The following is a 23,197-nucleotide window of genomic DNA, read 5'->3' on the forward strand; positions in this document are numbered from 1 at the left end:
AAAGTTTTGTATTGTATGTGTTGTTCTTTAATGGAACGTTATTAATTGCAGGTTGCCCTAGCCCCGATTGCAGCAAGTATCCTTGCCATCCTGTAAGGTGGGAAGATACTGCGGAAAGCGGGAAATAGCTCCTAAAAAATTAGGAACGGAATAAATTTTTATCAAATACCATGCGGATCGCATCGGCGTGACGACGACGGTCACGGGTGTGACTACCGGCTGCTGGTGCGGCATAAGCTTTCAACGAAGCCAAGCGCCAAGGTACTAAATCAAAATTCATCAACATATAGCCGTAAGCTCCCATGTTTTTTGGTTCTTCCTGAGCCCAAACGTAATCATCGGCATTTGGATAAGAAGCGATGATTTCTTTCAATTGGTCAACAGGAAGCGGGAACAACTGTTCGATACGCACCAAAGCGACGTCATTACGGCCCAAGTTTTCGCGTTCGGCCAAGATATCGTAATAGAACTTACCGGTACAGAATACAACGGTTTTTACGTTTTTCTTATCCACGGTGTTATCGTCAATCGTTTCTTGGAAATGGCCTTTTGCCAATTCATCAACGGTGGACACACACAACGGGTGACGCAACAAACTTTTTGGTGAGAAAACCACCAACGGTTTGCGGAATTTCGTTTTCATTTGACGACGCAACAAGTGGAAGAAGTTGGCTGGTGTCGTACAATCGGCAACATACATGTTGTGGCGCGCGCACAATTGTAAATAGCGCTCCATACGTGCTGACGAGTGTTCGGCTCCTTGTCCTTCATAACCGTGTGGCAACAAAAGTACGATACCGTTTTGGTTGTTCCATTTGTCTTCCCCACAAGAAATGTATTGGTCAATCATGATTTGGGCACCGTTAGAGAAATCCCCAAACTGCGCTTCCCAAATGGTCAAGGCATTCGGATTGGCTAAAGCGTAACCATAGTCAAATCCTAAAACACCGTATTCGGAAAGGAAGGAGTTGTAAATATGGAACTTCCCTTTTTTGTCTTTTAGGGTATCCAATAAGATTACTTCTTCTTCACTATCTTCTACTTTTACAACCGCATGACGGTGCGAGAACGTTCCGCGTTCTACGTCTTGACCCGAAACACGGATGTCGTATCCTTCCATCAAAAGGGTTCCGTATGCCAAGGTTTCAGCCGTTCCCCAATCCAAGGCATTGTTATCGTACATGGTTTTACGATCAGAAACAATTTTTTGGATTTTGCTAATGAATTTTTTGTCAGAAGGTAAGGTAGAAACCGTTTCGATAATTTGATCCAATTTCTTGCGGTCAAATTTGGTGTCTACTTTTTTCAACATTTCATCATCCGATACTTGCACGAATCCTTTCCATTCGTCTTGCATGAACGGTTTGATGATGGTTTTATCTTTTTTACGCGATTCTTGGAGGTTTTCATCCAATTTCGCTTTGTACTCATTTTCGATTTTGGTCAGGTACGCCGCATCGACAATACCTTGCGTAATCAATTTCTCGGCATAGATATCACGCGGATTTTTATGACGGGAAATGATTTTGTACAATACGGGTTGGGTAAAACGGGGTTCGTCCCCTTCGTTGTGACCGTATTTACGGTAACCCAACAAGTCGATGAACACGTCGCGTTGGAACTGCATACGGAAATCAAGTGCAAACAACATCGCGTGTACTACGGCTTCCGTATCATCCGCATTGACGTGCAATACAGGAGACAAGGTTACTTTAGCCACATCGGTACAATAGGTTGACGAACGAGCATCCAAATAATTGGTGGTGAAACCTACTTGGTTGTTGATCACAATGTGAATGGTTCCACCCGTTTTGTACCCGTCGAGTTGCGACATTTGTACAATTTCATACACGATTCCTTGACCGGCTACCGCAGCATCACCATGTACGGCGATGGGCAATACTTTCGAGAAATCGTCGGCATAATATTTATCTTGTTTTGCACGGGTAATTCCTTCAATCACGGCACCTACGGTTTCAAGATGCGAAGGATTGGGTGCTAAGTTGATGTTGATTTTTTTACCATTTTTGGTTTTGCGTTCAGCAGTTAACCCCAAGTGGTATTTTACGTCGCCATCGAAATATTCTTTGTCGTAATCTTTTCCGTCAAATTCAGAGAAGATATCTTGGGTAGGTTTGCCAAAAATATTGGCCAACACGTTCAAACGCCCGCGGTGGGCCATTCCCATCACAAATTGCTCTACTCCTTTGTCGGCTGCAGCATCGATAACTGCATCTAAAGCGGCGATCAAACTTTCTCCACCTTCAAGGGAGAAACGTTTTTGCCCAACATATTTTGTGTGTAAGAAGTTTTCAAAAGAAACCGCTTCGTTCAATTTCCCCAAAATATGCTTCTTTTCATCAGCATTGAAGTTGGGTAAATTATCGTTGATGTTCAAACGATCTTGAATCCATTGAATCACTTCTGGACGGCGCATGTACATGTATTCGATACCAATGTGTTGGCAGTATACATTTTTCAAATGCGCTAAAATTTCTTTCAAAGTAGAAGGTTGATGACCCAACACTTTGGCTGCATCAAAAACCGTATCCAAATCAGAGGCCGATAAACCAAAGTTCTCGATGTCTAGGTTCGGACTGTAGGTTCGACGATCACGCACGGGATTGGTCTCTGTGAACAGGTGACCACGAGTGCGGTACGCATCGATTAATTTTAAAACATTAAACTCTTTTTGCAACTTCTCGGAAGCCGCTGCATTACCGCCTTCGCTATTGGCATAAACCACCAATTGTTCGCCGGTATTCGCTTCGTCACTGTAGTGTTCCAAAGCAAAGTCAAATCCTTGAAAAAACGCTCTCCAACTGGGCTCAACGCTGTCTGGATTTGCAAGATATTGTTCGTATAAATCAGCAAAAAACTGAGTATGTGCTGCATTTAAAAAGGAAAACCTATCCATGATATTTTTGGGTATGTATACTTGTATTTCAAAAAATTAGTGCAAAAGTATGATATTTATAATAATCTTTCAACGATTTTACTACATTTATATCGCTAAATAAATATATACCAAATCATGAGAAAGAAACTTGCTAAAATTTTAACAAATCCTTTGCAAATCCTCTTACTTTTCTGTTTAAGTTTTTCAGTGAATGCACAAGACGTGAAAAAAACTAATTTTTGGGATCAGGTACAATTTGGAGGTACTTTTGGATTAGCAATTGGCAACGGATTCACCAATGTGGTTGTGGCTCCCTCGGCGATTTATAACTTTAATGAATACCTTGCTGCTGGTGCGGGATTGCAGTACAGTGTTTTAAATCAGGATAATTTGTTTTCATCTAAAATGTATGGAGGCAGTTTGATCGGACTGGTACAACCCATTGAACAGGTCCAACTTTCGGTGGAATTGGAACAATTACGCGTGCATTATAAAAGCGAACAGAGTAATTATTCTGAGCATTTTTGGAATACGGGATTGTTTTTAGGAGCGGGGTATCGCTTTGAAAACGTAACCATCGGATTTCGGTACAATGTTTTGTTTGAAAAAGATAAAGGTGTGTATGGAGATGCATTAATTCCTTTTGTGCGGGTATTTTTCTAATAATGGGCACGAAACCACACTTTCATCCATTCTCTTTTTAAAATTAAAAAAGCAATTTGTTCGGCCAATTCCACGGTATCTGTACCATCAAGTTGTTTAAGATTGTCTTCGGGAACATCAATAATGTAGAGCAGATTTAAGAGTTCGGCATATTTGTGTTGAATGAGTCGAAAGACTTTTTCATGCAACTGAATTTTCAATTCATGGGGAGTAGTCGATGCATGAAAATCTACCGCTTCGTTGGCAAAATTAAAATCCTTGTTAATTTGTTCAATGAGCTTGAGATAAAGGCCGTCTCGAGTCGCCTCATCGAGCAATAAATCGGTTGATATGGGGGCTATAAATTGCATTTCAATAGCATTCTTTACACGTTTATTTTATTTACTTTTTGTACTATTTTGGCGAGCAACACATCACCGCCAGCATATAAAAATACAGCCCCAATGGGCGGGTTACAAGTGGGCAATCCCCAAACGTTGGGCTTCCAGGTCCAACATTGAAAATAGGTGCCTACGAGTTCGATAAAGATAACACAAACCGCGATGAAAAAGTACAAATTTTGCCATCGTTTTCTTCGAAGTAAAAGAAAAAACAACAATCCTAAAACCAGCGTAAAATAATCCTTAAAAAAAAGTCCAACTCCTAAAAATGCGCTAGAAAATAGCACAATGAAAATTTCACGAATGGAACGCTCTTGCCAAATGAACACCGGTTGTTGCGCTAAAATATACCCTGTTGCATACACTAGTGCATGTCCGAAAGGCACATATAATGGAATGCCTGTCGTACGGTAAGAATACCAATGTAAAAGTTCGCAAAACAAGAGTTCGCCCAAATAAGAAAGCCAAACCATGTGCACCATTAACCAGCGCAAAGGTTGGGAAACAAGGCAAACCAATCCCATAAAATAAACGATGACCAAACCGTTGGTCCATTCGCGACCCTGGGCGAAAAAATTTCCCGATTCGAGGGCTAGTGCGAATGGGGTAAATACAAAGAAAAAAATAGCGATTCCAACAAAAAACCGATGGGATGGAAAACTGGCTTTGGCCACTGGTTTAGGCGTTTCGACCCATTAATTGTAATCCGAAAGCGTGCAAGATCGCTTTGGCCTCACTGCTAATTTGCAACTGATCCAAACATTGAAAAGCTTTTGCGGTGTAGGATTCAATAGCTTGACGTGTTGCGGCTACGGCGCCTGTTGTTTCAAAAAGTCCTTTAATGGATTCTATTTTATCCGTTGGGTCAACAGGTTGGATGGAATACAACTGCATCAATTGTTCGCGGGTAGCTTCATTGGCAAACTCCAGCGCTTTGAGGTAAAGCACTGTTTTTTTGTTTTCAATAATGTCACCGCCCACTTGTTTTCCAAACACTTCGGGATCTCCGAAGGCATCGAGATAATCGTCTTGCAACTGAAAAGCGATGCCTAAATTTCGACCAAAATCATAGATTAAATCGGCATTTTCTTTGGAAGTTTGCGCCACGATAGCGCCCATTTTCAGGGCAGCACCAACGAGTACAGCGGTTTTGTATTCGATCATTTTCAAATACTCGTCCAAGGTTACATCATCGCGGGTTTCAAAATCGACATCGTATTGTTGTCCTTCGCAGACTTCGATCGCCGTTTTACTGAACAATTTGGCCAAATCCCGAAATACAGCGGGTTCATATTCTTCAAAATGTTGGTAGGCTAAAATCAGCATGGCATCACCGGAAAGGATGCCTGTATTGATGTTCCATTTTTCATGTACCGTTTCATGACCACGACGCAGCGGGGCATCATCCATGATATCGTCATGCACTAAGGAAAAATTATGAAACACTTCTACAGCAGTAGCGGCTGCTAAGGCTTTTTTGCAATCCTCACCAAAAACCTCAGTCGCCATCAACGTGAGTACGGGACGAATCCGTTTGCCACCTAAGGAAAGAATATATTGAATGGGTTCGTAGAGATTTTTTGGCTCTTTCACTACGGATGAAGTTTCAAAATAATCCGCGATAAGTGATTGATAATGCGCTAAAGACTGCATGTGCTTCAAAATTAATTCCGACAAAACTAAGGAATTCTGTCACGAAACACTTCATAAATTCTTCAAAAATGTCCAACGTTAAATTTCTGTTAAGAACGCGGAAACTTTTTTAGTATTAAAAGTTTCCATTTTACATTTGTAGCCGAAATCGTAAAAAGGACACACTTATGCAACATGCATTTTGGACCATAGACACAGCTGCTTCTGATGTTCTCATCAAACCCCGACGAAGAGTAGGGCGTTATTTGAACAGCACCATTACCTCAACACAAGGATCCATTCACATAGAAAATGATGCGTTAACCGACGCGACCATCGAATTTGATTTGGACTTGAGTCCAAACCAACGTTCGACCTTTTCCCCAAAAATCAGTTTCAAGTCGGTTGGTTTTCAAAAAATCAATGCCAATATCAATTTCATAAAAGGTATACTCACGATGAACAATGTGAGTAAGATGGTTGAAATGGAAGCTGTGTTGACATCATTGACCCAAGACAACGGGATCAATAAGGCCGGATTTGAAATTTATGGCATATTGACCAAACGAGAGTTTGGTTGGAACGATCACGAACCCATTATGATTGATGGATTTCCATTAGGACAACACATTAATTTGACCGCTCATTTGGAATTTACTCAATACGCTTTAGCGCAATAATTATGAAAGAAAAAATCATCAAAAAGGCAACGGAGATGTTTTTGAAGTTAGGCTTCAAAAGTGTTACAATGGATGATATTGCCTGTGAGATGTGTATTTCGAAAAAAACGATTTACAAATACTTCAGCAACAAAGAAGCGTTGATTGAAGAAGGCACAGAAGTCATTCATCAAAAAATTCACACCCTAATGGACGAAGTGGTTGCCCGCAACTACAATGCTATTGAAGAGAATTTTGAAATGCGCAACATGTTCAAAGAAATGTTTCAAACCTTTGATCATTCACCTGCTTATCAATTGAAAAAGCACTATCCTGAAATTTATGACAAATTGATTGTCAATGAAATGGAAGATTGTCGCCACATGTTTCGCAGCAATATTGAAAAAGGTATTGCCGAAGGTTTGTACCGCGACAATGTCGATATTGAAGCCGCCGTACGATTTTATTATACGCTGATTTTTGACATCAACGGAAATACCATGCTTGAAAAAGACGCTTACGAATTGGAGGCAAAAGCCTTAGAATACCATACCCGAGCCATCGCTACATCGGCGGGCTTAGTAGAATTAGAAAAACAATTATCAATCCATACTTAATCATCAATCTCATGAGAACTAAACTCTATGCAATTCTCCTCATGCTCCCGATGGCACTCATGGCGCAAGAACAGCCGCAGTCGTATGCGTTTTCTTTAAAAGAAGCCATTGATCATGCTATTCAGCATAATTATTCGGCGATCAATGCCAACCGTGATGTGGAGGCGGCCAAAAAGAAAAAATGGGAAACCACCACAATGGGGTTGCCTCAAATCAGTGGAAGTGTCAACTATCAAGACAATTTTAAATTACAGAAATCGTTAATTCCTGCTGAATTTTTTGGAGGACAACCGGGCGAATTCATTCCGGTTACTTTTGGAACCAAACACAATATGAATGCGGCGTTAACGCTAAGTCAGTTGATTTTTGACGGTTCCTATTTAGTAGGTTTACAATCCGCCAAAACCTATTTAAAAATTTCCGAAAATGCGAAAGTAAAAACCAACCAAGAGTTGCGCGAAATCGTGACTACTTCGTATGGCAATGTGCTTTTAGCGGATGAAAGTATCGTGATTTTCGAACGCAACAAAGCGGCTTTAGAAAAAACTTTAAACGATACCCGTGAAATTTACAAAAACGGATTTACGGAAGAAGAAAATGTGGAGCAGTTACAAATCACATTAGCTTCAGTGAATAGCGCTTTGGAAAATGTAAAACGCCAAAAACGTATCGCCTTAGATATGCTAAAATTAGTATTGGGGGTGAACTTGGAAGACCAACTTACATTAAAAGATAAACTAGATTATCTGACCCAAACCAACATGGATTTGGCGATTTTAAAAGAACAATTTGAGGTGAAAAACAACATTGATTATCAAATTGGTCAAAATACCTTAACCAGTTCTGAGTTGTTGTTGAAATTGGAAAAAAGTAAAGCATTACCGTCATTAGGTGCACAAGTAAACTTTGGTGCCAATTCCTTCGGAAATAAATTCACGTTTTTTAATTCAGACCAACAGTGGTTTAATTATTCCAATTTAGGTGTTGGATTAACTGTTCCAATCTTCAGCAGTTTAGGGCGAAGTGCTCGAACCCAACAAGCAAAAATTGCTGTGGAGCAATCGAAAACTCGACTAACAGAAACGGAACAAAAGTTAAAACTACAATTTGAAAAAGCGAAAAGCGATTATGAGTTCAGTTTGGAACAGTTGGGCACCTCCAAAAACAATTTGAATTTGGCAGAACGCATCGAATCGAAAAACCAAGTGAAATTCAAAGAAGGTTTGACCTCGAGTTTTGACCTTACTGACGCGCAACGTCAATTGTACACGGCGCAACAAACGTATTTACAAGCCATGGTAGACGTGATTACCAAAAGAGCGGCTTTAGAAAAATTACTCAATAAAAACTAAATAAATACTCCCTATATCCATGAAAAAATATATCACCCTTGTTTTGGCCACAACGCTACTTGTTGCTTGTGGTAAAAAAGAAGACGCTTCGGGCAACATTGACGCCTTAATTGAAGCTAAAAATGCAAAAGAATTGCAGTTAAAAAAAGCCGCTTTGCAAGCCGACATCAACAAGATCGACGCAGCTTTGACTGAAATGAACGTTAAAGTAGACGAAGCGTTAGTTAGTGTTCAAGCGGTAAAAGACACCGTATTTAACCATTACTTAGAAGTGCAAGGTAATGTGGACACTAAAGAAAACATCTTAATTCAACCCGAATTCAGCGGAACCCTTGTGTCACTTAATGCGAAAGCGGGTCAACGCGTGAGCAAAGGGCAAGTATTAGGTCGCGTAGACGATGCCGGTTTGAGCCAACAATTGGCGAGCTTGGAAAATCAATATGCCTTAGCAAAAACCAATTTTGACCGTCAAAAAAATCTTTGGGACAAAAAAATTGGATCGGAAATGCAGTATTTGCAAGCCCAAACCAATATGATTACGGCTCAAAAAGGAGTAGCACAATTGAAAGCACAATTGGCGAAAACGATCATTCGCGCTCCCTTTACAGGAACCATTGATGAAGTTTTTGTTGAAAAAGGTCAAGTTGTTTCGCCAAGCGCTCAAGGTTTAATGCGCATTGTAAATGTGAGCAACATGTATGTTTCTACAACTGTTCCAGAAACTTATGTAGGCAAATTAAAAGTGGGTACCGAAGTGGATGTTTTCTTAACTTCATTAGGAAAAACCTACAAAGGAAAAGTGCGCCAAGTGGGGAATTTCATCAACCCAAGCAACCGTAGTTTCGGTATCGAAGTAACTGTACCCAACCCACAAGGATTGCTACGTCCGAATCAAGTGGCGAAATTACGCATCATTGATTATGTAAATAAAAAAGCATTAGTAGTTCCTACGAATGTTATCCAAAAAGACGCGAATGGTGAAAGTTATGTTTATGTAGCTTCAGAAGTCAACGGAAAAACCGCTAAAGCGAAAAAAGTGGTTGTAAAAACAGGACAATCGTCGGATAATTTCACTGAAATCTTAAGTGGTTTAGCTGCTGAGGAATTGATTGTAACAGACGGTGTGAATACGATTTCAGAAGGAATGAAATTGAATTTTTAGTGGAAAAGTGTAAATGTGTATAAGTGTATTTGTTTAAAATCAAAAAAGTATAAAAGCCAATTAAACCTAATAAATGCCATAAAAATGAAAGAATTTAATTTTGAACGATTAATAGCTTGGCAAAAAGCTCGAGTATTAAGTAAAGAAATGTACCTATTGACACATGATTTTCCAAAAGAGGAACTTTATGCAATAACCTCACAAATTCGGAGAAGTGCCGTCTCAATTGCTTGTAATCTTGCTGAAGGAAGTTCGCGATTACATTCAAAAGATGCCGCTCGATTTTATGAAATTGCTTACAGTTCAGCCATTGAACTTTTGAATTTAATAATTATATCCAAAGATTTTAGTTGGATAACGGAAGATAGTTACACTGATATTCGAGTTAAAATCAGAGAACTTTCATTAATGATTAATCATTTACATTCCGCTAAACTCAAAAGTTCATAAACTAAACATTTACACTCTTAAACGATTACACTCTTAAACTAAGAAACATTAACATAAACTCATAAAAGAAAAATGAGCAAACATAACAAAGAATTTAGCATCTCCAGTTGGGCTGTGGACAACCGAGTTACGGTGTACATCCTAACCTTCATCATCGTGGTGGCAGGAATTTACTCCTACATCTCGATGCCTCGAGAAGATTTCCCTGAAATCATTGAAAACAAAGTCTATGTCTCCTCTGTATTCCCCGGGAATTCCGCAGAAGATGTAGAGAAATTAGTCATTAAACCACTGGAAAAAGAATTTAAAAACATTAGTGGGGTTAATAAAATTACGTCGAGTTCGTTCCAGGATTACGGGATGATCATTGTTGAATTTGATGATAAAATTGGCATCGAATTGGCCAAACAAAAAATCAAAGACAAAGTTGACAATGCCAAAGCGGATACCGACTGGCCCAATTTGGATAACGGAAGTAAAGTGGAACCCAATGTATTTGAATTGAACATTTCTGAAGAAGTGCCGATTCTAAACATCAACTTAAAAGGCGATTACACGGCCCAACAGTTGAAGAAATTTGGAGAAAAACTTCAAGACGATATCGAAGAAGTTCCCGAAGTAAAAAAGGTGGACATCTTGGGTGTGGACAATAAAGAAGTGGAAATTGCGGTAGATATCTTCAAAATGACGGCGGCTCAAGTGAGTTTTGACGACATTCAAAATACTGTTCGCAACGAAAACATGACGCTTTCTGGAGGAAATTTGATTTCGCAAGGTTCCCGTAACAACATCCGTATCATCGGGGAAATGAAAGATCCAGCGGAATTGAACAACATCATTGTAAAATCTTTCGGAGGTTCTGTTTATTTGAAAGACATCGCTACTATTAGTTTTAAAGAAAAAGAACGTACCACCTATGCCCGTGAACGCGGTAAAGAAGTGGTGATGTTGAATGTGAAAAAACGCTCTGGACAAAACATGATTTCGGCGATCGAACAAGCCCGTGAAAAGGTAAAAGAAGCCCAGGTCAATTATTTGCCAAAAAACTTATCGATTGAGTTTACGAGTGACCAATCGTCACGCGTAGAACACCAAGTGAATGAATTATCCAACCACATTATCTTCGGGATTATCTTGGTAATGATTGTGTTGATGTTTACCATGGGATTACGCAACTCGTTATTCGTAGGAGCAGCCATTCCGTTGTCAATGTTCATTGCTTTTGCATTGTTGGCTTCGATGGGTAAAACCTTAAATACGATGGTATTGTTTGGTTTGGTAATGGGACTGGGAATGTTGGTAGACGACGGTATTGTGGTGGTTGACAACGTTTTTGCCAACATGAAGAAAGGAATGTCGCGAATCCAAGCCTCAAAATTGGGGATTGGCGAAATTGCATGGCCCGTAATTTCCTCAACAGCAACCACCTTAATGGCGTTCTTGCCTTTTGCCTTATGGCCGGGCACTATGGGTAAATTCATGATTTACTTCCCAATGACGTTATCGGTAACTTTAGGTGCCTCTTTGTTTGTGGCTATGGTTGTGAATGCTGCCATGACGGGTGGTTCGATGGATATTGAAGACCGAAATGTTTCCAAAAAGAGCATTCGAAGAAACACCCTATATATAGGAGTAGCTGCCGTAATTTTCTTAGTAGCTGGTTACACTACAGGTGGTGTTTTCTTGAAATCTATGGGACACATTGCTGTTTTGGTTTTGGGTATGATGTGGGCGTATCATGTGAAAATTTACCAATGGACACAAGATTTCCAACACAGCTTCTTCCCAAGAATGGAAGAAAAATACAAAGTGTTTTTAGCTAAAATCCTTACCGGAAGAAAAGCGTGGTATGCCTTTTTCGGTATCATCGGAATGTTGATTTTATCCTTTGTATTGGTGGGAGTATTCCCGAGAAAAGTTTTATTCTTCCCAGATAATATTCCGAATCAGGTCATTACTTACATTGAATATCCTCAGGGAACGGACATTGACAAAACCAACAAAGCAACGCTGTTTGTTGAAAAACAAATTATTAAGATTCTAGACAAATACATTGACAAATCGGATAATGAAAATTATCTTGCTGAATCTATCGTTTCTCAAGTAGGTGTGGGCGCAGGTAATCCCAATGTGGATGCTGGTTCTGCCAATGAAACCCCTTACAAAGGAAAAGTAACCGTAAATTTCCGTGAGTTTAAATTCAGACGCGGTGTGAATACAGCTAATCTATTGGAAGAAATCCGCGGTTTGGTAAAAGGAATTCCGGGTGCAACGGTTACGGTTGAAAAAGATTCCAACGGCCCTCCAGCAGGATACCCAATCAGTTTAGAATTGAAAGGTGAAGATTACAATGAAATGTTGGCAGAATCTCAAAAGATTATTGCTTACATCAATTCGAAAAACATTGAAGGAATTGAAAAACTTCAAGTAGATATCAATAAAAACAGTCCGGAGCTTGAAGTTCAAGTGGACCGCGCCAATGCAGGAAGTTTAGGGATTTCAACGGGTCAAGTGGGTTTCACTTTACGCCGTTCGGTTTACGGTCAAGAAATTTCGACCTACAAAGAAGGTGATGACGATTACAACATCGTGATGCGTATGCAAGATGACCAACGTAAAAACGAAAACATCTTGTTCAATCAATCGATGACGTTCCGTAATCCGAACAACGGACAAATCATGCAAGTGCCTATCGCTGCGGTATCGCATACCAAGAAAACGGAGACGTTTAATATGATTAAGCGTAAGAACCACAAACGCGTAATGACGATTTACTCGAATGTGTTGACCGGTTTCAATGGTGATGCGATTACCAAAGAAATCAAACAACAAATGGAAAGCTATAAGTTGCCTAAAAACATCACCTATGGCTTCTCAGGAGTTCAAGAAGAACAAGGTAAAAACCAAACGTTCTTGAATATTGCTTTCTTGCTTGCCATTGCAGGTATTACCATCATTATTGTATTGCAGTTTAACTCGATTTCGAAGACATTGGTAATCCTCTTTACGGTACTATTGAGTTTTAGCGGGGTGTTCTACGGTTATGTAATCGCCAATATGGACTTCGTGATTTTAATGACCATGATGGGAATTATCTCACTGGCGGGTATTGTAGTGAAAAACGGTATCGTATTAATGGACTTCTTTGTTTTATTAATGGATCGAAAAGTTGAAGAAAAAGGTGCTGAGACGCACGATGATTTGACTTTAGATGAAATTAAAGAAGTCATCATTGAATCAGGGAAATCGCGTCTACGTCCTGTATTGTTAACGGCATTAACCGCAGTACTCGGTTTGATTCCGTTGGCCATTGGATTAAACTTTGACTTCTTCTCGTTAATTACCGACTTGAATCCACATATCTTTATTGGTGGGGACAACGTAATTTTCTGGGGACCGTTAGCGTGGACCATTATCTTTGGATTAACCTATGCTACCATTTTAACCTTGGTGATTGTTCCGGTAATGTTCTTCTTAGTGAAACGCATTAAATACCGTTTGCGCGATCGCAGAGCAGCGCGCTTACAATCAGAAGCCTAAATAAAAAAGGGACGTTATTGCTAACGTCCCTTTTTTATTGAATTAAATTTCCTTTTAGTTTTTACCTGCTAAAGCTTCACGGTTCCATACCTTAACTTCAGCAACTGCGCCTTGTGTATAATCTACTTCTGATAAATTCTTATCCGACCAGAAAAACCATTTACCGGTTTTATTTCCGTCTGTATATTCAGCGATGGCGGTTTTATTTCCGTTTTCATCGTAAGAAATCCATTTGCCTTCTAATTTACCCTCTTTATAAAAACCTTCTTGTTGAACTTTTCCGTTTTCATAATAGTAGGTTACTTTCACCATACCATTCACTTCTTCCAACACCGGTTTGTTTTGTTGCGCAGTAGCTAATCCACCGATTAACAAAGCTGCCATTGCGATATATCTTTTCATTTTAGTAGGATTTACAAATTATTGATACACAAATGTATCGAACTCTTTTACACAAACCAAACAATTACATAACAATTTGGTAACATTGAAGTAAAACTTAACATTGGATAACCCATAAAAAAACCGTCAGCACTTGTAAATACTGACGGTTTCAAAGATTTTTATAAAATTACTTATTTCAGCAAATTATCTAAAATTTCAACCAATTTTGGATCAGATGGGCGATTAGCATCGGCATAAAGCACTTTCCCTTGTGGGTCAATCAACAAAAATCGTGGAATTGAAGTAACTCCAAAATGCTTCATAAAATCAGATTCCCAGTTTTTGTCTGCAAATAATTGTGTGCCTCCTAATTCTTTATCGGCCACAAATTTTTTCCATTTTTCAAAATCTTTATCCACATCCACAGAGATACTTACGAAAGCTAAATTTTTGCCATGGTATTTCTCTTCTGCTTTTTTCAAATGGGGAATTTCTGCACGACAAGGTCCGCACCAAGTTGCCCATATATCAATATAAACATACTTTCCTTTAAAATCATCCAACTTCACCTTCTTCCCATTCACATCAACATATTCAAAGGCTGGTGCTTGAGAACCGTTCAATTTGGCTTTCTCTTTGTTTTCTTTGTAATACTTTTTTAATTGCATTAATTCTTGGACCAACATTAACTTGGACAGAGAGACAAATTTGGCATCGTAACTTCCCGATTCTAATTTTTTAAAACCTTCGTTCTTTTGATCTTCACAAAATTTATCCACTTCAGCGTCTGTAGTTAACTTCATGAATGTTTCCTCCATTTGTTCACTGGAACGCATTTTGTCGGCTAAATAATTATTTTCTAAAGCTCCTTTACCCGAAAACAATAGGGTTTCATCAAAATTTTTAGCATCTAATTTCACGGTTAAATCAAAGCCATTTTTCAAATACAATGAAGCATATTCTTGACCATCAAACAAATAATACATTCCTTCAGCTACTCCAAATGTTGCTTCAAAAATCCCTTTGTCGTTGGCTTTAATTTGTTGGATATCCTTTCCCATATTGTTTTTAATGGTAATCACATCCGCGGTTTTGTTTCGAATATCCGCTGTAAATTTTACTTGCTCTTGCGCCCAAGTCAGGACCGTAAAAGTCAGAGCAAGTAGAGTCATCATTTTTTTCATGGTTTTTATTTCAAAATTAGTTACCCAAATATAATGAAATATCCCACCTCAAATAGAATTTAACAAAGTTTTGTCGTGTGAGGCGATTTAAATCTTGCAATACAAAATCACTTTTTACTGCCAATTTTTTCTCAGGCAATTCGTTTAGTTTTCGTTACTTTTGCACCCAAGAATTCGTTTTTTACTAAATAAAATTACCATGTACAGAAGTCATCACTGTGGCGAATTGAACGCTACACATATTGCACAAGAAGTAACTTTGGCCGGTTGGGTTCAAAAAACACGTGATAAAGGATTTATGATTTGGGCCGATTTACGTGACCGTTACGGAATTACCCAGTTAATTTTTGACGAACAACGCACGGATGCAGCTGTAATTCAAATGGCAAAATCCTTAGGACGCGAATTTGTGGTTCAAGTAAAAGGAACTGTGATCGAACGCGAGTCAAAAAACCCAAATATGGCTACGGGTGATATTGAGATTTTAGTAAACGAATTGACCGTGCTCAATGAAGCGCAATTGCCGCCCTTTACAATTGAAGACGAAACCGACGGTGGCGAAGATTTACGAATGAAATACCGCTATTTGGATATTCGTCGTAACCCTGTAAAAAACGCATTATTGTTCCGCCACAAAGTCGCAATGGAAGTCCGAAAATACTTATCAGATTTGGATTTTTGCGAAGTGGAAACCCCTTATTTGATCAAATCAACTCCAGAAGGCGCTCGTGATTTCGTAGTGCCAAGCCGTATGAACGAGGGACAGTTTTATGCCCTACCCCAATCACCACAAACCTTCAAACAATTATTGATGGTGGGCGGCATGGATAAATATTTTCAAATTGTAAAATGTTTCCGCGATGAAGATTTACGTGCAGACCGTCAACCTGAGTTTACACAAATCGATTGTGAAATGGCTTTTGTGGAACAAGAAGATATTCTTAATGTATTTGAAGGATTAACCCGTCATTTATTAAAAACGTTACGCGGTATTGATGTTGCTGAGTTTCCGCGCATGACCTATGATTATGCGATGAAAACGTATGGCAATGATAAACCCGACATTCGTTTTGAAATGAAATTTGGCGAATTGAATGCCGTAGCCCAACACAAAGACTTTGCGGTATTTAACAATGCAGAAATGGTAGTTGGAATTGCGGTACCAGGCTGCGCAGGCTATTCGCGGAAGGAAATTGACGCGTTGATTGATTGGGTAAAACGTCCACAAATTGGCGCGCTCGGAATGGTTTATGTGAAATACGAAGCCGATGGCTCTTTAAAATCTTCCGTTGACAAATTCTATGATCAAGACGATTTGAAAAAATGGGCGGAAGCAACGGGAGCGAAACCGGGCGACCTTATTTTGGTATTGTCGGGAGCTGCTCACAAAACCCGTACCCAATTATCGGCATTACGTATGGAAATGGCGACACGTTTGGGCTTACGCAAACCGGACGAATTTGCTCCTTTATGGGTTGTTGATTTTCCATTGTTAGAATGGGACGAAGAAAGTGGCCGTTACCACGCGATGCACCACCCTTTCACCTCACCCAAACCTGAAGATTTTGAATTAATCGCCACAGCACCTGGAAAAGTGCGTGCTAATGCCTACGACATGGTGTTAAACGGGAATGAAATTGGCGGCGGATCGATTCGTATCCACGATAAGGAATTACAAGCACGCATGTTTGAATTACTCGGATTTACGAAAGAACAAGCCGAGTCCCAATTTGGTTTCTTGATGAATGCCTTCCAATTTGGCGCACCACCACACGGTGGATTAGCATTTGGTTTGGATCGATTAGTGGCTATTCTAGGGGGCCAAGAAACCATTCGTGATTTTATTGCTTTCCCAAAAAACAATTCAGGTCGTGATGTTATGATCGATGCTCCTTCAGTAATAGACAATGGTCAGTTAGAAGAATTACATATTCGATTAGCTTAAATCCAAAATAGATATACAATTGAATCGTGTCTTTTAGCATATTTTTAAAAGGCGCGATTTTTTATTGTTAAATTATTAAAAATAAACCACAAACTTTATAGCACTTTTCAATTCTAAAAATATTTTTTTGTAAAGTTTTTATTTTTTTAACATTAAAAATTTGTTGGTCCAATTATTAATTTTAACTTTAGCATTATTAAATAATTATTACCCATTACAATGCAAACAGGAAAAGTTAAATTTTTTAATGAATCCAAGGGATTTGGATTTATTGTGAATGACGAAACCGGCAAAGACATTTTTGTTCACGCAAGCGGTTTAAAAGGAGAAGGCTTAAAAGAAGGCGATCGAGTATCTTATGAAGAAGAAGACGGACGCAAAGGAAAATTAGCCACCAATGTAGTAATTCTTGAAAACTAAAATATATAGATTTCTGATTACCGTATGAAAACACCTCATTTTTTGGGGTGTTTTTTTTTGGACTCAACTTCAGTTATTTAGAATTAATTTAAATAAACGAAAAAGGTCATTTTATCGGTAATCACACCCCTTACACCTTTGCGTTTTCAATATTGCGATGTATATTTGTGGCTATTTTAAAAACGTCTAAAAACGTAGCAGTATGCAGTCTACACAAACTGACTTTTTACCGATTCTGATTCAGGTCGGGATTTCCGTTGCCTTCGTGGCTTTAACGATTATTGGGTCCAACTTTTTAGGGCCAAAACGCCATTCTCAAAGCAAAGACAAGAACTTCGAATGTGGTATTGAATCGATTGGAAATGCACGTATTCCTTTCTCTGTAAAATATTTCTTGGTTGCCATTCTTTTCGTTTTATTCGACGTTGAAGTTATTTTCTTGTACCCTTGGGCAGTGAACTTCAAAGAGTTGGGTTATGACGGAATGATTAAAATGGTAATTTTCATGTCCCTTTTATTGGTAGGTTTCTTCTACATCATCAAGAAGAAAGCCTTAGAATGGGAATAATTTTGAAAAGCTATGGAAGAAAATAAAACAAAAATGGTTGCTCCACCGGATGGAGTTACAGGCGAAGGATTCTTCGCAACCAAATTAAATGATGTGGTAGGTTTAGCAAGAGCCAATTCCTTATGGCCGCTTCCTTTTGCTACATCTTGTTGTGGTATCGAATTTATGGCCACCATGGCATCCCATTATGATTTAGCGCGATTCGGTTCTGAGCGTGTGAGTTTTTCTCCTCGTCAGGCCGATATGTTGTTAGTAATGGGTACGATTTCCAAAAAAATGGCGCCAATTTTACGTCAAGTATACGAGCAAATGAGCGAACCCCGTTGGGTGATTGCTGTTGGCGCGTGTGCCACTTCAGGCGGTATTTTTGACACCTATTCTGTTTTACAAGGAATCGACAAAGTAATCCCGGTTGACGTATACGTACCCGGTTGTCCACCGCGTCCAGAACAAATTGTTCAGGGTGTAATGCAATTGCAAGAATTGGTGAAAAACGAATCCGTTCGTCGCAGAAACTCACCGGAATATAAAGAATTATTAGCTTCTTATAACCTGTAATTATGGCTTTAGAAACCGTACACATTCAGGAAAAACTCACACAACAATTCGGCGAAAATGTATTTCGTTTTGAAATGCAACGTGATATTTTTTCATTTGAAGCCAACGCTTCTACTATTCATGCGGTTATTCAATTCCTGAAAGAAGAGGAAGAGTTGAATTTCCATTTCTTAACTGATTTAGCCGCGGTACATTACCCAGACAACGATGCTGACCATCAATTTGCGGTGGTATATCAATTGCACAATTGGGTAGAGAATACACGTATTCGTGTGCGTGCCTATTTGAATGAAAACCCTGTAATTGACACCATCACGGATTTATTTTTATCTGCCAATTGGATGGAACGTGAAGCGTTTGACTTTTATGGTGTTGATTTCAAAGGTCATCCCCAATTGAAGCGTATTTTGAATATGGATGAAATGGAATCCTTCCCGTTGCGTAAGGAATTCCCCATGGAAGACGGAGGCCGTACCGATAAAGACGACCGTTTCTTCGGAAGAACACCAGTTAATTGCTAATATAACTCACACATATACATGTCCGATTTATTATTAACCCCGGAGCATCGTTATGCCAAGATCATTGAAAGTCGCCGTAATGAAGACGGTAGCGAACTTTCGATCTTGAACTTAGGTCCGACCCACCCTGCCACCCACGGGATTTTCCAAAACATCTTGTTGATGGACGGGGAGCGTATTTTGGATGCCGAACCTACTATTGGTTACATCCACCGTGCTTTTGAAAAAATTGCCGAAAACCGTGCTTTTTACCAAATCAATGTATTGACAGACCGTATGAACTATTGTTCGTCGCCGATCAACAACATGGCTTGGTGGATGACGGTTGAAAAACTCCTTAATATAGAAGTCCCAAAACGTGCCCAATATTTACGTGTTATCGTAATGGAATTGGCGCGTATTGCTGACCATATTATTTGCAACTCGATTCTTGGTGTTGATACAGGTGCCTATACAGGTTTCTTGTATGTGTTCCAATTCCGTGAAAAAATCTATGAGATTTATGAGGAAATTTGTGGTGCACGTTTGACCACCAATATGGGACGTATTGGCGGATTTGAACGCGAATGGTCCGAAGAGGCTTTCAAAAAATTAAATGCATTTTTGGAAGAGTTCCCAGCCGTTTGGAAAGAATTCGAAAACCTTTTTGAACGCAATCGTATTTTCATTGATCGTACAGTAAATGTGGGTCCGATTTCTGCTGAACGTGCTATGCAATACGGATTTACAGGTCCGAACCTACGTGCAGCAGGTATCGATTATGATGTACGTAAAGCAGCACCGTATTCTTCTTACGAAGATTTTGAATTTGATATCCCTGTTGGACAATCGGGTGATACTTACGATCGTTTTTGTGTGCGTAACGCCGAAGTTTGGGAAAGTTTGTCGATTATTCGTCAAGCCTTGGCCAAATTACCTGAAGGTCCGTACCACGCTGACGTTCCAGACTATTACCTTCCTCCAAAAGAAGACGTATACCACAATATGGAAAGCTTAATTTATCACTTTAAAATTGTGATGGGTGAAGTTCCTGTACCTGTGGAAGAAATTTACCATTCGGTAGAAGCCGGAAACGGTGAATTAGGTTTTTATTTAATCGCTGACGGTAGTCGTACGCCGTATCGTTTAAAATTCAGAAGACCTTGTTATATCTATTATCAAGCTTATCCGGAAATGATTAAAGGCGCAATGCTTTCGGATGCGATTGTGATTTTATCCAGTTTAAATGTAATTGCGGGCGAATTAGACGCTTAACAACTATGGAAAAACACCATTATACTCAGGAAATAAATATTACCGATGCCTTGATGGCTCGTATCAACGAGTTGGTCAGTCATTATCCTGCAGACAAAAAGAAATCGGCTTTGATTCCGGTTTTACACGAAGTTCAGGATGCCCATGACAATTGGCTGAGTATCGAGCTACAAAACAAAGTAGCCGAACTATTAGAAATTAAACCTATCGAAGTCTATGAAGTGGTGACTTTTTACACCATGTTCAACCAAAGACCAGTAGGAAAATATATGTTGGAATTCTGTCAAACCTCACCTTGTTGTCAACGCGGTGTAGAAGATTTGATGGATTACACCTGTCAAAAATTAAATGTAGGCATCGCTGAACCTACCGCTGACGGATTGTTTGAAGTTCGAGGTGTGGAATGTTTGGGTGCTTGTGGCTATGCGCCGATGTTACAGTTGGGCGACTATTACCACGAACATTTGACCAAAGAAAAAATCGATCAGCTTATCGACGACTGTAAAACCGGTGATATAACTTTTTACGATAAATAAGAGCATGGGAAGAAAGATATTATTGGACAAAATCAATGTTCCGGGAATTAAATCCTATGAAGTATATCGTCGTGAAGGCGGTTATGCCTCCGTGGAAAAAGCCTTGAAAATGACTCCAGAAGCCATCATCGAAGAAGTAAAAACTTCGGGATTACGTGGTCGTGGAGGTGCTGGATTCCCTGTAGGAATGAAGTGGAGCTTTATCGATAAAAAGTCGGGTAAACCACGTCACTTGGTTTGTAATGCAGACGAATCGGAACCGGGAACATTCAAGGACCGTTACTTAATGGAATACATTCCGCACTTGTTAATTGAAGGAATGATTACATCAAGTATTGCCTTGGAAGCAAATCTATCCTATATCTACATCCGTGGAGAATACATGTGGGTGTTCAAAACCTTAGAGCGTGCGATTAAAGAAGCGTATGCTGCAGGTTGGTTAGGAAAGAATATTCAAGGTTCGGGTTACGACTTGGATTTACACGTACATTGTGGCGCAGGTGCTTATATCTGTGGGGAAGAGACGGCATTGATTGAATCGTTGGAAGGAAAACGCGGAAATCCACGTTTGAAACCACCATTCCCTGCGATTAGCGGTTTGTGGGCTAACCCAACCGTAGTTAACAATGTAGAATCCATTGCCGCTGTGCCATGGATCATCAATAATTCAGGTGCGGATTATGCCGCTATCGGAATCGGACGTTCAACAGGAACCAAATTAATTTCAGCTTCAGGAAATATCAAAAAACCAGGGGTTTACGAAATTGAATTGGGGATTTCTGTTGAAGAATTTATCAATTCAGACGAATATTGTGGCGGTATGGAAACCGACCGACCTTTAAAGGCTTTAGTACCTGGAGGTAGTTCGGTGCCAATTTTACCCGCTCATTTAATTTATAAAACAGCCAACGGGGACGATCGTTTGATGACTTACGAAAGTTTGTCAGACGGTGGATTTGCCACGGGATCCATGTTGGGTTCGGGTGGATTTATCGTATACGATGACCGCGCTTGTATCGTTCGCAACACTTGGAATTTTGCACGTTTCTACCACCATGAAAGTTGTGGTCAATGTACGCCTTGCCGCGAAGGAACCGGTTGGTTAGAAAAAGTATTATGGCGTATCGAAAACGGCCAAGGTCGTGAAGAAGATATTGAGTTATTGTGGAGCATCCAATCCAAAATTGAAGGAAATACCATTTGTCCTTTAGGAGATGCTGCCTCATGGCCTGTAGCTGCTGCGATTCGTCACTTCAGAGAAGAATTTGAATACCATGTTCGTTTCCCTGAAAAAATCAAAAACAGAGATCACTTTACTCACGAACCCTTTGATAAGGTGCGTCATTTAGTGGCTCCACAAAACGTATAATTAGTATTGTATAAAATGGAAAACGAGTTTATCGGATTCCAATAGACAACCTACAAAAGATGAAAGTAACAATAGACGGACACGAAATCGAGGTAGAAGCTGGGACCACCATTCTTCAGGCTGCCCGAATGATTGGAGGCGATGTCGTTCCTCCAGCCATGTGTTACTATTCCAAACTAAAAGGCACAGGCGGTAAATGCCGTTGTTGTTTAGTGGAAGTAACCAAAGGTAGTGACGCTAATCCTACTCCAATGCCAAAACTAGTCGCTTCTTGTGTGACGGGTTGTATGGACGGCATGGAAGTAAATAGTAAATCTTCAGAACGTGTAACCGAAGCACGCAAAGCCGTAACTGAATTTTTATTAATCAATCACCCGCTCGATTGTCCCGTTTGTGACCAAGCAGGGGAATGTGATTTGCAAAATTTGAGTTTCGAACACGGAAAAGCACAAACGCGATTCATTGAAGAAAAACGCACCTTCGAACCTGAAAATATTGGTGATAAAATTCAGTTGCACATGAACCGTTGTATTTTATGTCAACGTTGTGTTCAAGTGGCTGAACAATTGACCGACTATCGCGTTCATGGAGTTTTAAATCGTGGTGATCACGCTCAAATTTCGACCATGGTTTCTGCAGCTATCGACAATGAATTCTCAGGAAACATGATTGACGTTTGTCCTGTGGGTGCTTTAACTGATAAAACTTTCCGTTTCAAATCACGTGTTTGGTTTAACAAACCTTTCAATGCACACCGTGAATGTACCACTCCAGGTTGTTGTGGTAAGGTAACAGTTTGGATGTTTGGTAACGAAATTCAACGGGTAACGGCACGCAAAGATGAATTCCATGAAGTGGAAGATTTCATCTGTAACACCTGTCGTTATGACAAAAAAGAAGTTTCGGATTGGACCATTGAAGGACCTCGTAAATTCGAAAAAGATTCGGTAATCAATGTCAACAACTATACCCGTAAAATGGATAAAGTTGTGATTAATACGGAAAAAGGTATTTTGATGGGTCGCGATGAAGACCGCAAAAAAATCAGTATGGCCGACATTGATTATAATGAAAAGATTGACGGAACTCAAGTAAAGAAATAAC

22 protein-coding genes are annotated in these 23,197 nt (G+C 39.6%); 16 read left to right on the plus strand and 6 right to left on the minus strand.

From position 1 onward, the window contains the following. Positions 1 to 139 precede the first annotated feature (139 nt). The gene (locus OLM45_RS01810; RefSeq protein WP_264511478.1) at positions 140 to 2,917 is read right to left on the minus strand and encodes a 2-oxoglutarate dehydrogenase E1 component; all 2,778 of its coding nucleotides are present in this window, start codon (positions 2,915 to 2,917) and stop codon (positions 140 to 142) included. A gap of 117 nt (positions 2,918 to 3,034) precedes the next feature. Here OLM45_RS01810 and OLM45_RS01815 point away from each other — a divergent pair, with 117 nt between their 5' ends. Next, positions 3,035 to 3,562 carry a hypothetical protein gene (locus OLM45_RS01815; protein ID WP_264511480.1) on the plus strand — a complete coding sequence of 176 codons (528 nt, stop codon included), beginning with the start codon at positions 3,035 to 3,037 and terminating at the stop codon, positions 3,560 to 3,562. On the opposite strand, the gene OLM45_RS01820 is transcribed toward OLM45_RS01815, so the two are convergent. Genes OLM45_RS01820 through OLM45_RS01830 form a run of 3 tightly spaced genes read right to left on the minus strand, consistent with a single transcriptional unit; the run spans position 3,559 to position 5,595 of the window. Continuing rightward, positions 3,559 to 3,912, minus strand: coding sequence for a hypothetical protein (locus OLM45_RS01820; RefSeq protein ID WP_264511482.1), 354 nt, complete (start codon positions 3,910 to 3,912; stop codon positions 3,559 to 3,561). The two genes, OLM45_RS01815 and OLM45_RS01820, sit on opposite strands and share 4 nt — an antisense overlap. Before the next feature lie 14 nt (positions 3,913 to 3,926). Then, a complete protein-coding gene (locus OLM45_RS01825) occupies positions 3,927 to 4,616 on the minus strand; it encodes a hypothetical protein (RefSeq protein ID WP_264511484.1) in 690 nt (229 codons plus the stop codon). Between the two features lie 4 nt (positions 4,617 to 4,620). Then, positions 4,621 to 5,595, minus strand: coding sequence for a polyprenyl synthetase family protein (locus tag OLM45_RS01830; protein ID WP_264511486.1), 975 nt, complete (start codon positions 5,593 to 5,595; stop codon positions 4,621 to 4,623). 167 nt (positions 5,596 to 5,762) lie between these two features. Between OLM45_RS01830 and OLM45_RS01835 the strand changes: the two genes are divergently transcribed. The 6 genes from OLM45_RS01835 to OLM45_RS01860 all read left to right on the plus strand — a co-directional run bounded on the left by OLM45_RS01835 (position 5,763) and on the right by OLM45_RS01860 (position 13,354). Next, complete coding sequence (locus OLM45_RS01835; RefSeq protein ID WP_264511488.1) at positions 5,763 to 6,254, plus strand: YceI family protein; 492 nt, start codon at positions 5,763 to 5,765, stop codon at positions 6,252 to 6,254. A 2-nt stretch (positions 6,255 to 6,256) separates the two neighbouring features. Continuing rightward, positions 6,257 to 6,850 (plus strand): TetR/AcrR family transcriptional regulator, encoded by a 594-nt coding sequence (locus tag OLM45_RS01840; protein ID WP_264511490.1) that lies wholly within the window; start codon positions 6,257 to 6,259, stop codon positions 6,848 to 6,850. 11 nt (positions 6,851 to 6,861) lie between these two features. Then, positions 6,862 to 8,202 (plus strand): TolC family protein, encoded by a 1,341-nt coding sequence (locus OLM45_RS01845; protein ID WP_129460542.1) that lies wholly within the window; start codon positions 6,862 to 6,864, stop codon positions 8,200 to 8,202. A gap of 19 nt (positions 8,203 to 8,221) precedes the next feature. After that, on the plus strand, positions 8,222 to 9,364 hold the full coding sequence (locus OLM45_RS01850) for an efflux RND transporter periplasmic adaptor subunit (protein WP_264511492.1): 1,143 nt from the start codon (positions 8,222 to 8,224) through the stop codon (positions 9,362 to 9,364). Between the two features lie 84 nt (positions 9,365 to 9,448). Continuing rightward, on the plus strand, positions 9,449 to 9,814 hold the full coding sequence (locus tag OLM45_RS01855; RefSeq protein WP_264511493.1) for a four helix bundle protein: 366 nt from the start codon (positions 9,449 to 9,451) through the stop codon (positions 9,812 to 9,814). Positions 9,815 to 9,886: 72 nt separating this feature from the next. Continuing rightward, entirely contained in the window at positions 9,887 to 13,354 is a 3,468-nt protein-coding gene (locus tag OLM45_RS01860; protein WP_264511495.1) for an efflux RND transporter permease subunit, read from the plus strand. A 54-nt stretch (positions 13,355 to 13,408) separates the two neighbouring features. Here the strand turns inward: OLM45_RS01860 and OLM45_RS01865 are convergent, their stop codons facing one another. Further along, a complete protein-coding gene (locus tag OLM45_RS01865; protein ID WP_264511497.1) occupies positions 13,409 to 13,756 on the minus strand; it encodes a toxin-antitoxin system YwqK family antitoxin in 348 nt (115 codons plus the stop codon). Positions 13,757 to 13,929: 173 nt separating this feature from the next. Then, on the minus strand, positions 13,930 to 14,922 hold the full coding sequence (locus OLM45_RS01870) for a TlpA family protein disulfide reductase (protein ID WP_264511499.1): 993 nt from the start codon (positions 14,920 to 14,922) through the stop codon (positions 13,930 to 13,932). Between the two features lie 199 nt (positions 14,923 to 15,121). Here OLM45_RS01870 and aspS point away from each other — a divergent pair, with 199 nt between their 5' ends. From aspS to OLM45_RS01915, 9 genes are all read left to right on the plus strand, one after another. Further along, entirely contained in the window at positions 15,122 to 16,867 is a 1,746-nt protein-coding gene (gene aspS / locus OLM45_RS01875) for an aspartate--tRNA ligase (protein WP_264511501.1), read from the plus strand. A 219-nt stretch (positions 16,868 to 17,086) separates the two neighbouring features. Beyond that, a complete protein-coding gene (locus tag OLM45_RS01880; RefSeq protein ID WP_129460536.1) occupies positions 17,087 to 17,287 on the plus strand; it encodes a cold-shock protein in 201 nt (66 codons plus the stop codon). A 202-nt stretch (positions 17,288 to 17,489) separates the two neighbouring features. After that, positions 17,490 to 17,855 (plus strand): NADH-quinone oxidoreductase subunit A, encoded by a 366-nt coding sequence (locus tag OLM45_RS01885; RefSeq protein ID WP_264511502.1) that lies wholly within the window; start codon positions 17,490 to 17,492, stop codon positions 17,853 to 17,855. Between the two features lie 12 nt (positions 17,856 to 17,867). Beyond that, positions 17,868 to 18,413, plus strand: a complete 546-nt coding sequence (locus OLM45_RS01890; RefSeq protein ID WP_264511503.1) for an NADH-quinone oxidoreductase subunit B — start codon at positions 17,868 to 17,870, stop codon at positions 18,411 to 18,413. A gap of 2 nt (positions 18,414 to 18,415) precedes the next feature. Further along, the gene (locus tag OLM45_RS01895; protein WP_264511504.1) at positions 18,416 to 18,934 is read left to right on the plus strand and encodes an NADH-quinone oxidoreductase subunit C; all 519 of its coding nucleotides are present in this window, start codon (positions 18,416 to 18,418) and stop codon (positions 18,932 to 18,934) included. Positions 18,935 to 18,952: 18 nt separating this feature from the next. After that, positions 18,953 to 20,188 carry an NADH dehydrogenase (quinone) subunit D gene (gene nuoD, locus OLM45_RS01900; RefSeq protein ID WP_264511505.1) on the plus strand — a complete coding sequence of 412 codons (1,236 nt, stop codon included), beginning with the start codon at positions 18,953 to 18,955 and terminating at the stop codon, positions 20,186 to 20,188. Between the two features lie 5 nt (positions 20,189 to 20,193). After that, a complete protein-coding gene (locus OLM45_RS01905) occupies positions 20,194 to 20,724 on the plus strand; it encodes a complex I 24 kDa subunit family protein (protein ID WP_129460531.1) in 531 nt (176 codons plus the stop codon). A gap of 4 nt (positions 20,725 to 20,728) precedes the next feature. Continuing rightward, on the plus strand, positions 20,729 to 22,093 hold the full coding sequence (nuoF, locus tag OLM45_RS01910) for an NADH-quinone oxidoreductase subunit NuoF (RefSeq protein WP_129460530.1): 1,365 nt from the start codon (positions 20,729 to 20,731) through the stop codon (positions 22,091 to 22,093). A gap of 59 nt (positions 22,094 to 22,152) precedes the next feature. Continuing rightward, positions 22,153 to 23,196, plus strand: a complete 1,044-nt coding sequence (locus OLM45_RS01915; protein WP_129460529.1) for a 2Fe-2S iron-sulfur cluster-binding protein — start codon at positions 22,153 to 22,155, stop codon at positions 23,194 to 23,196. Position 23,197: the final 1 nt, after the last annotated feature.

This window comes from Flavobacterium sp. N1719 (assembly GCF_025947045.1).
GTDB lineage: Bacteria > Bacteroidota > Bacteroidia > Flavobacteriales > Flavobacteriaceae > Flavobacterium > Flavobacterium stagni.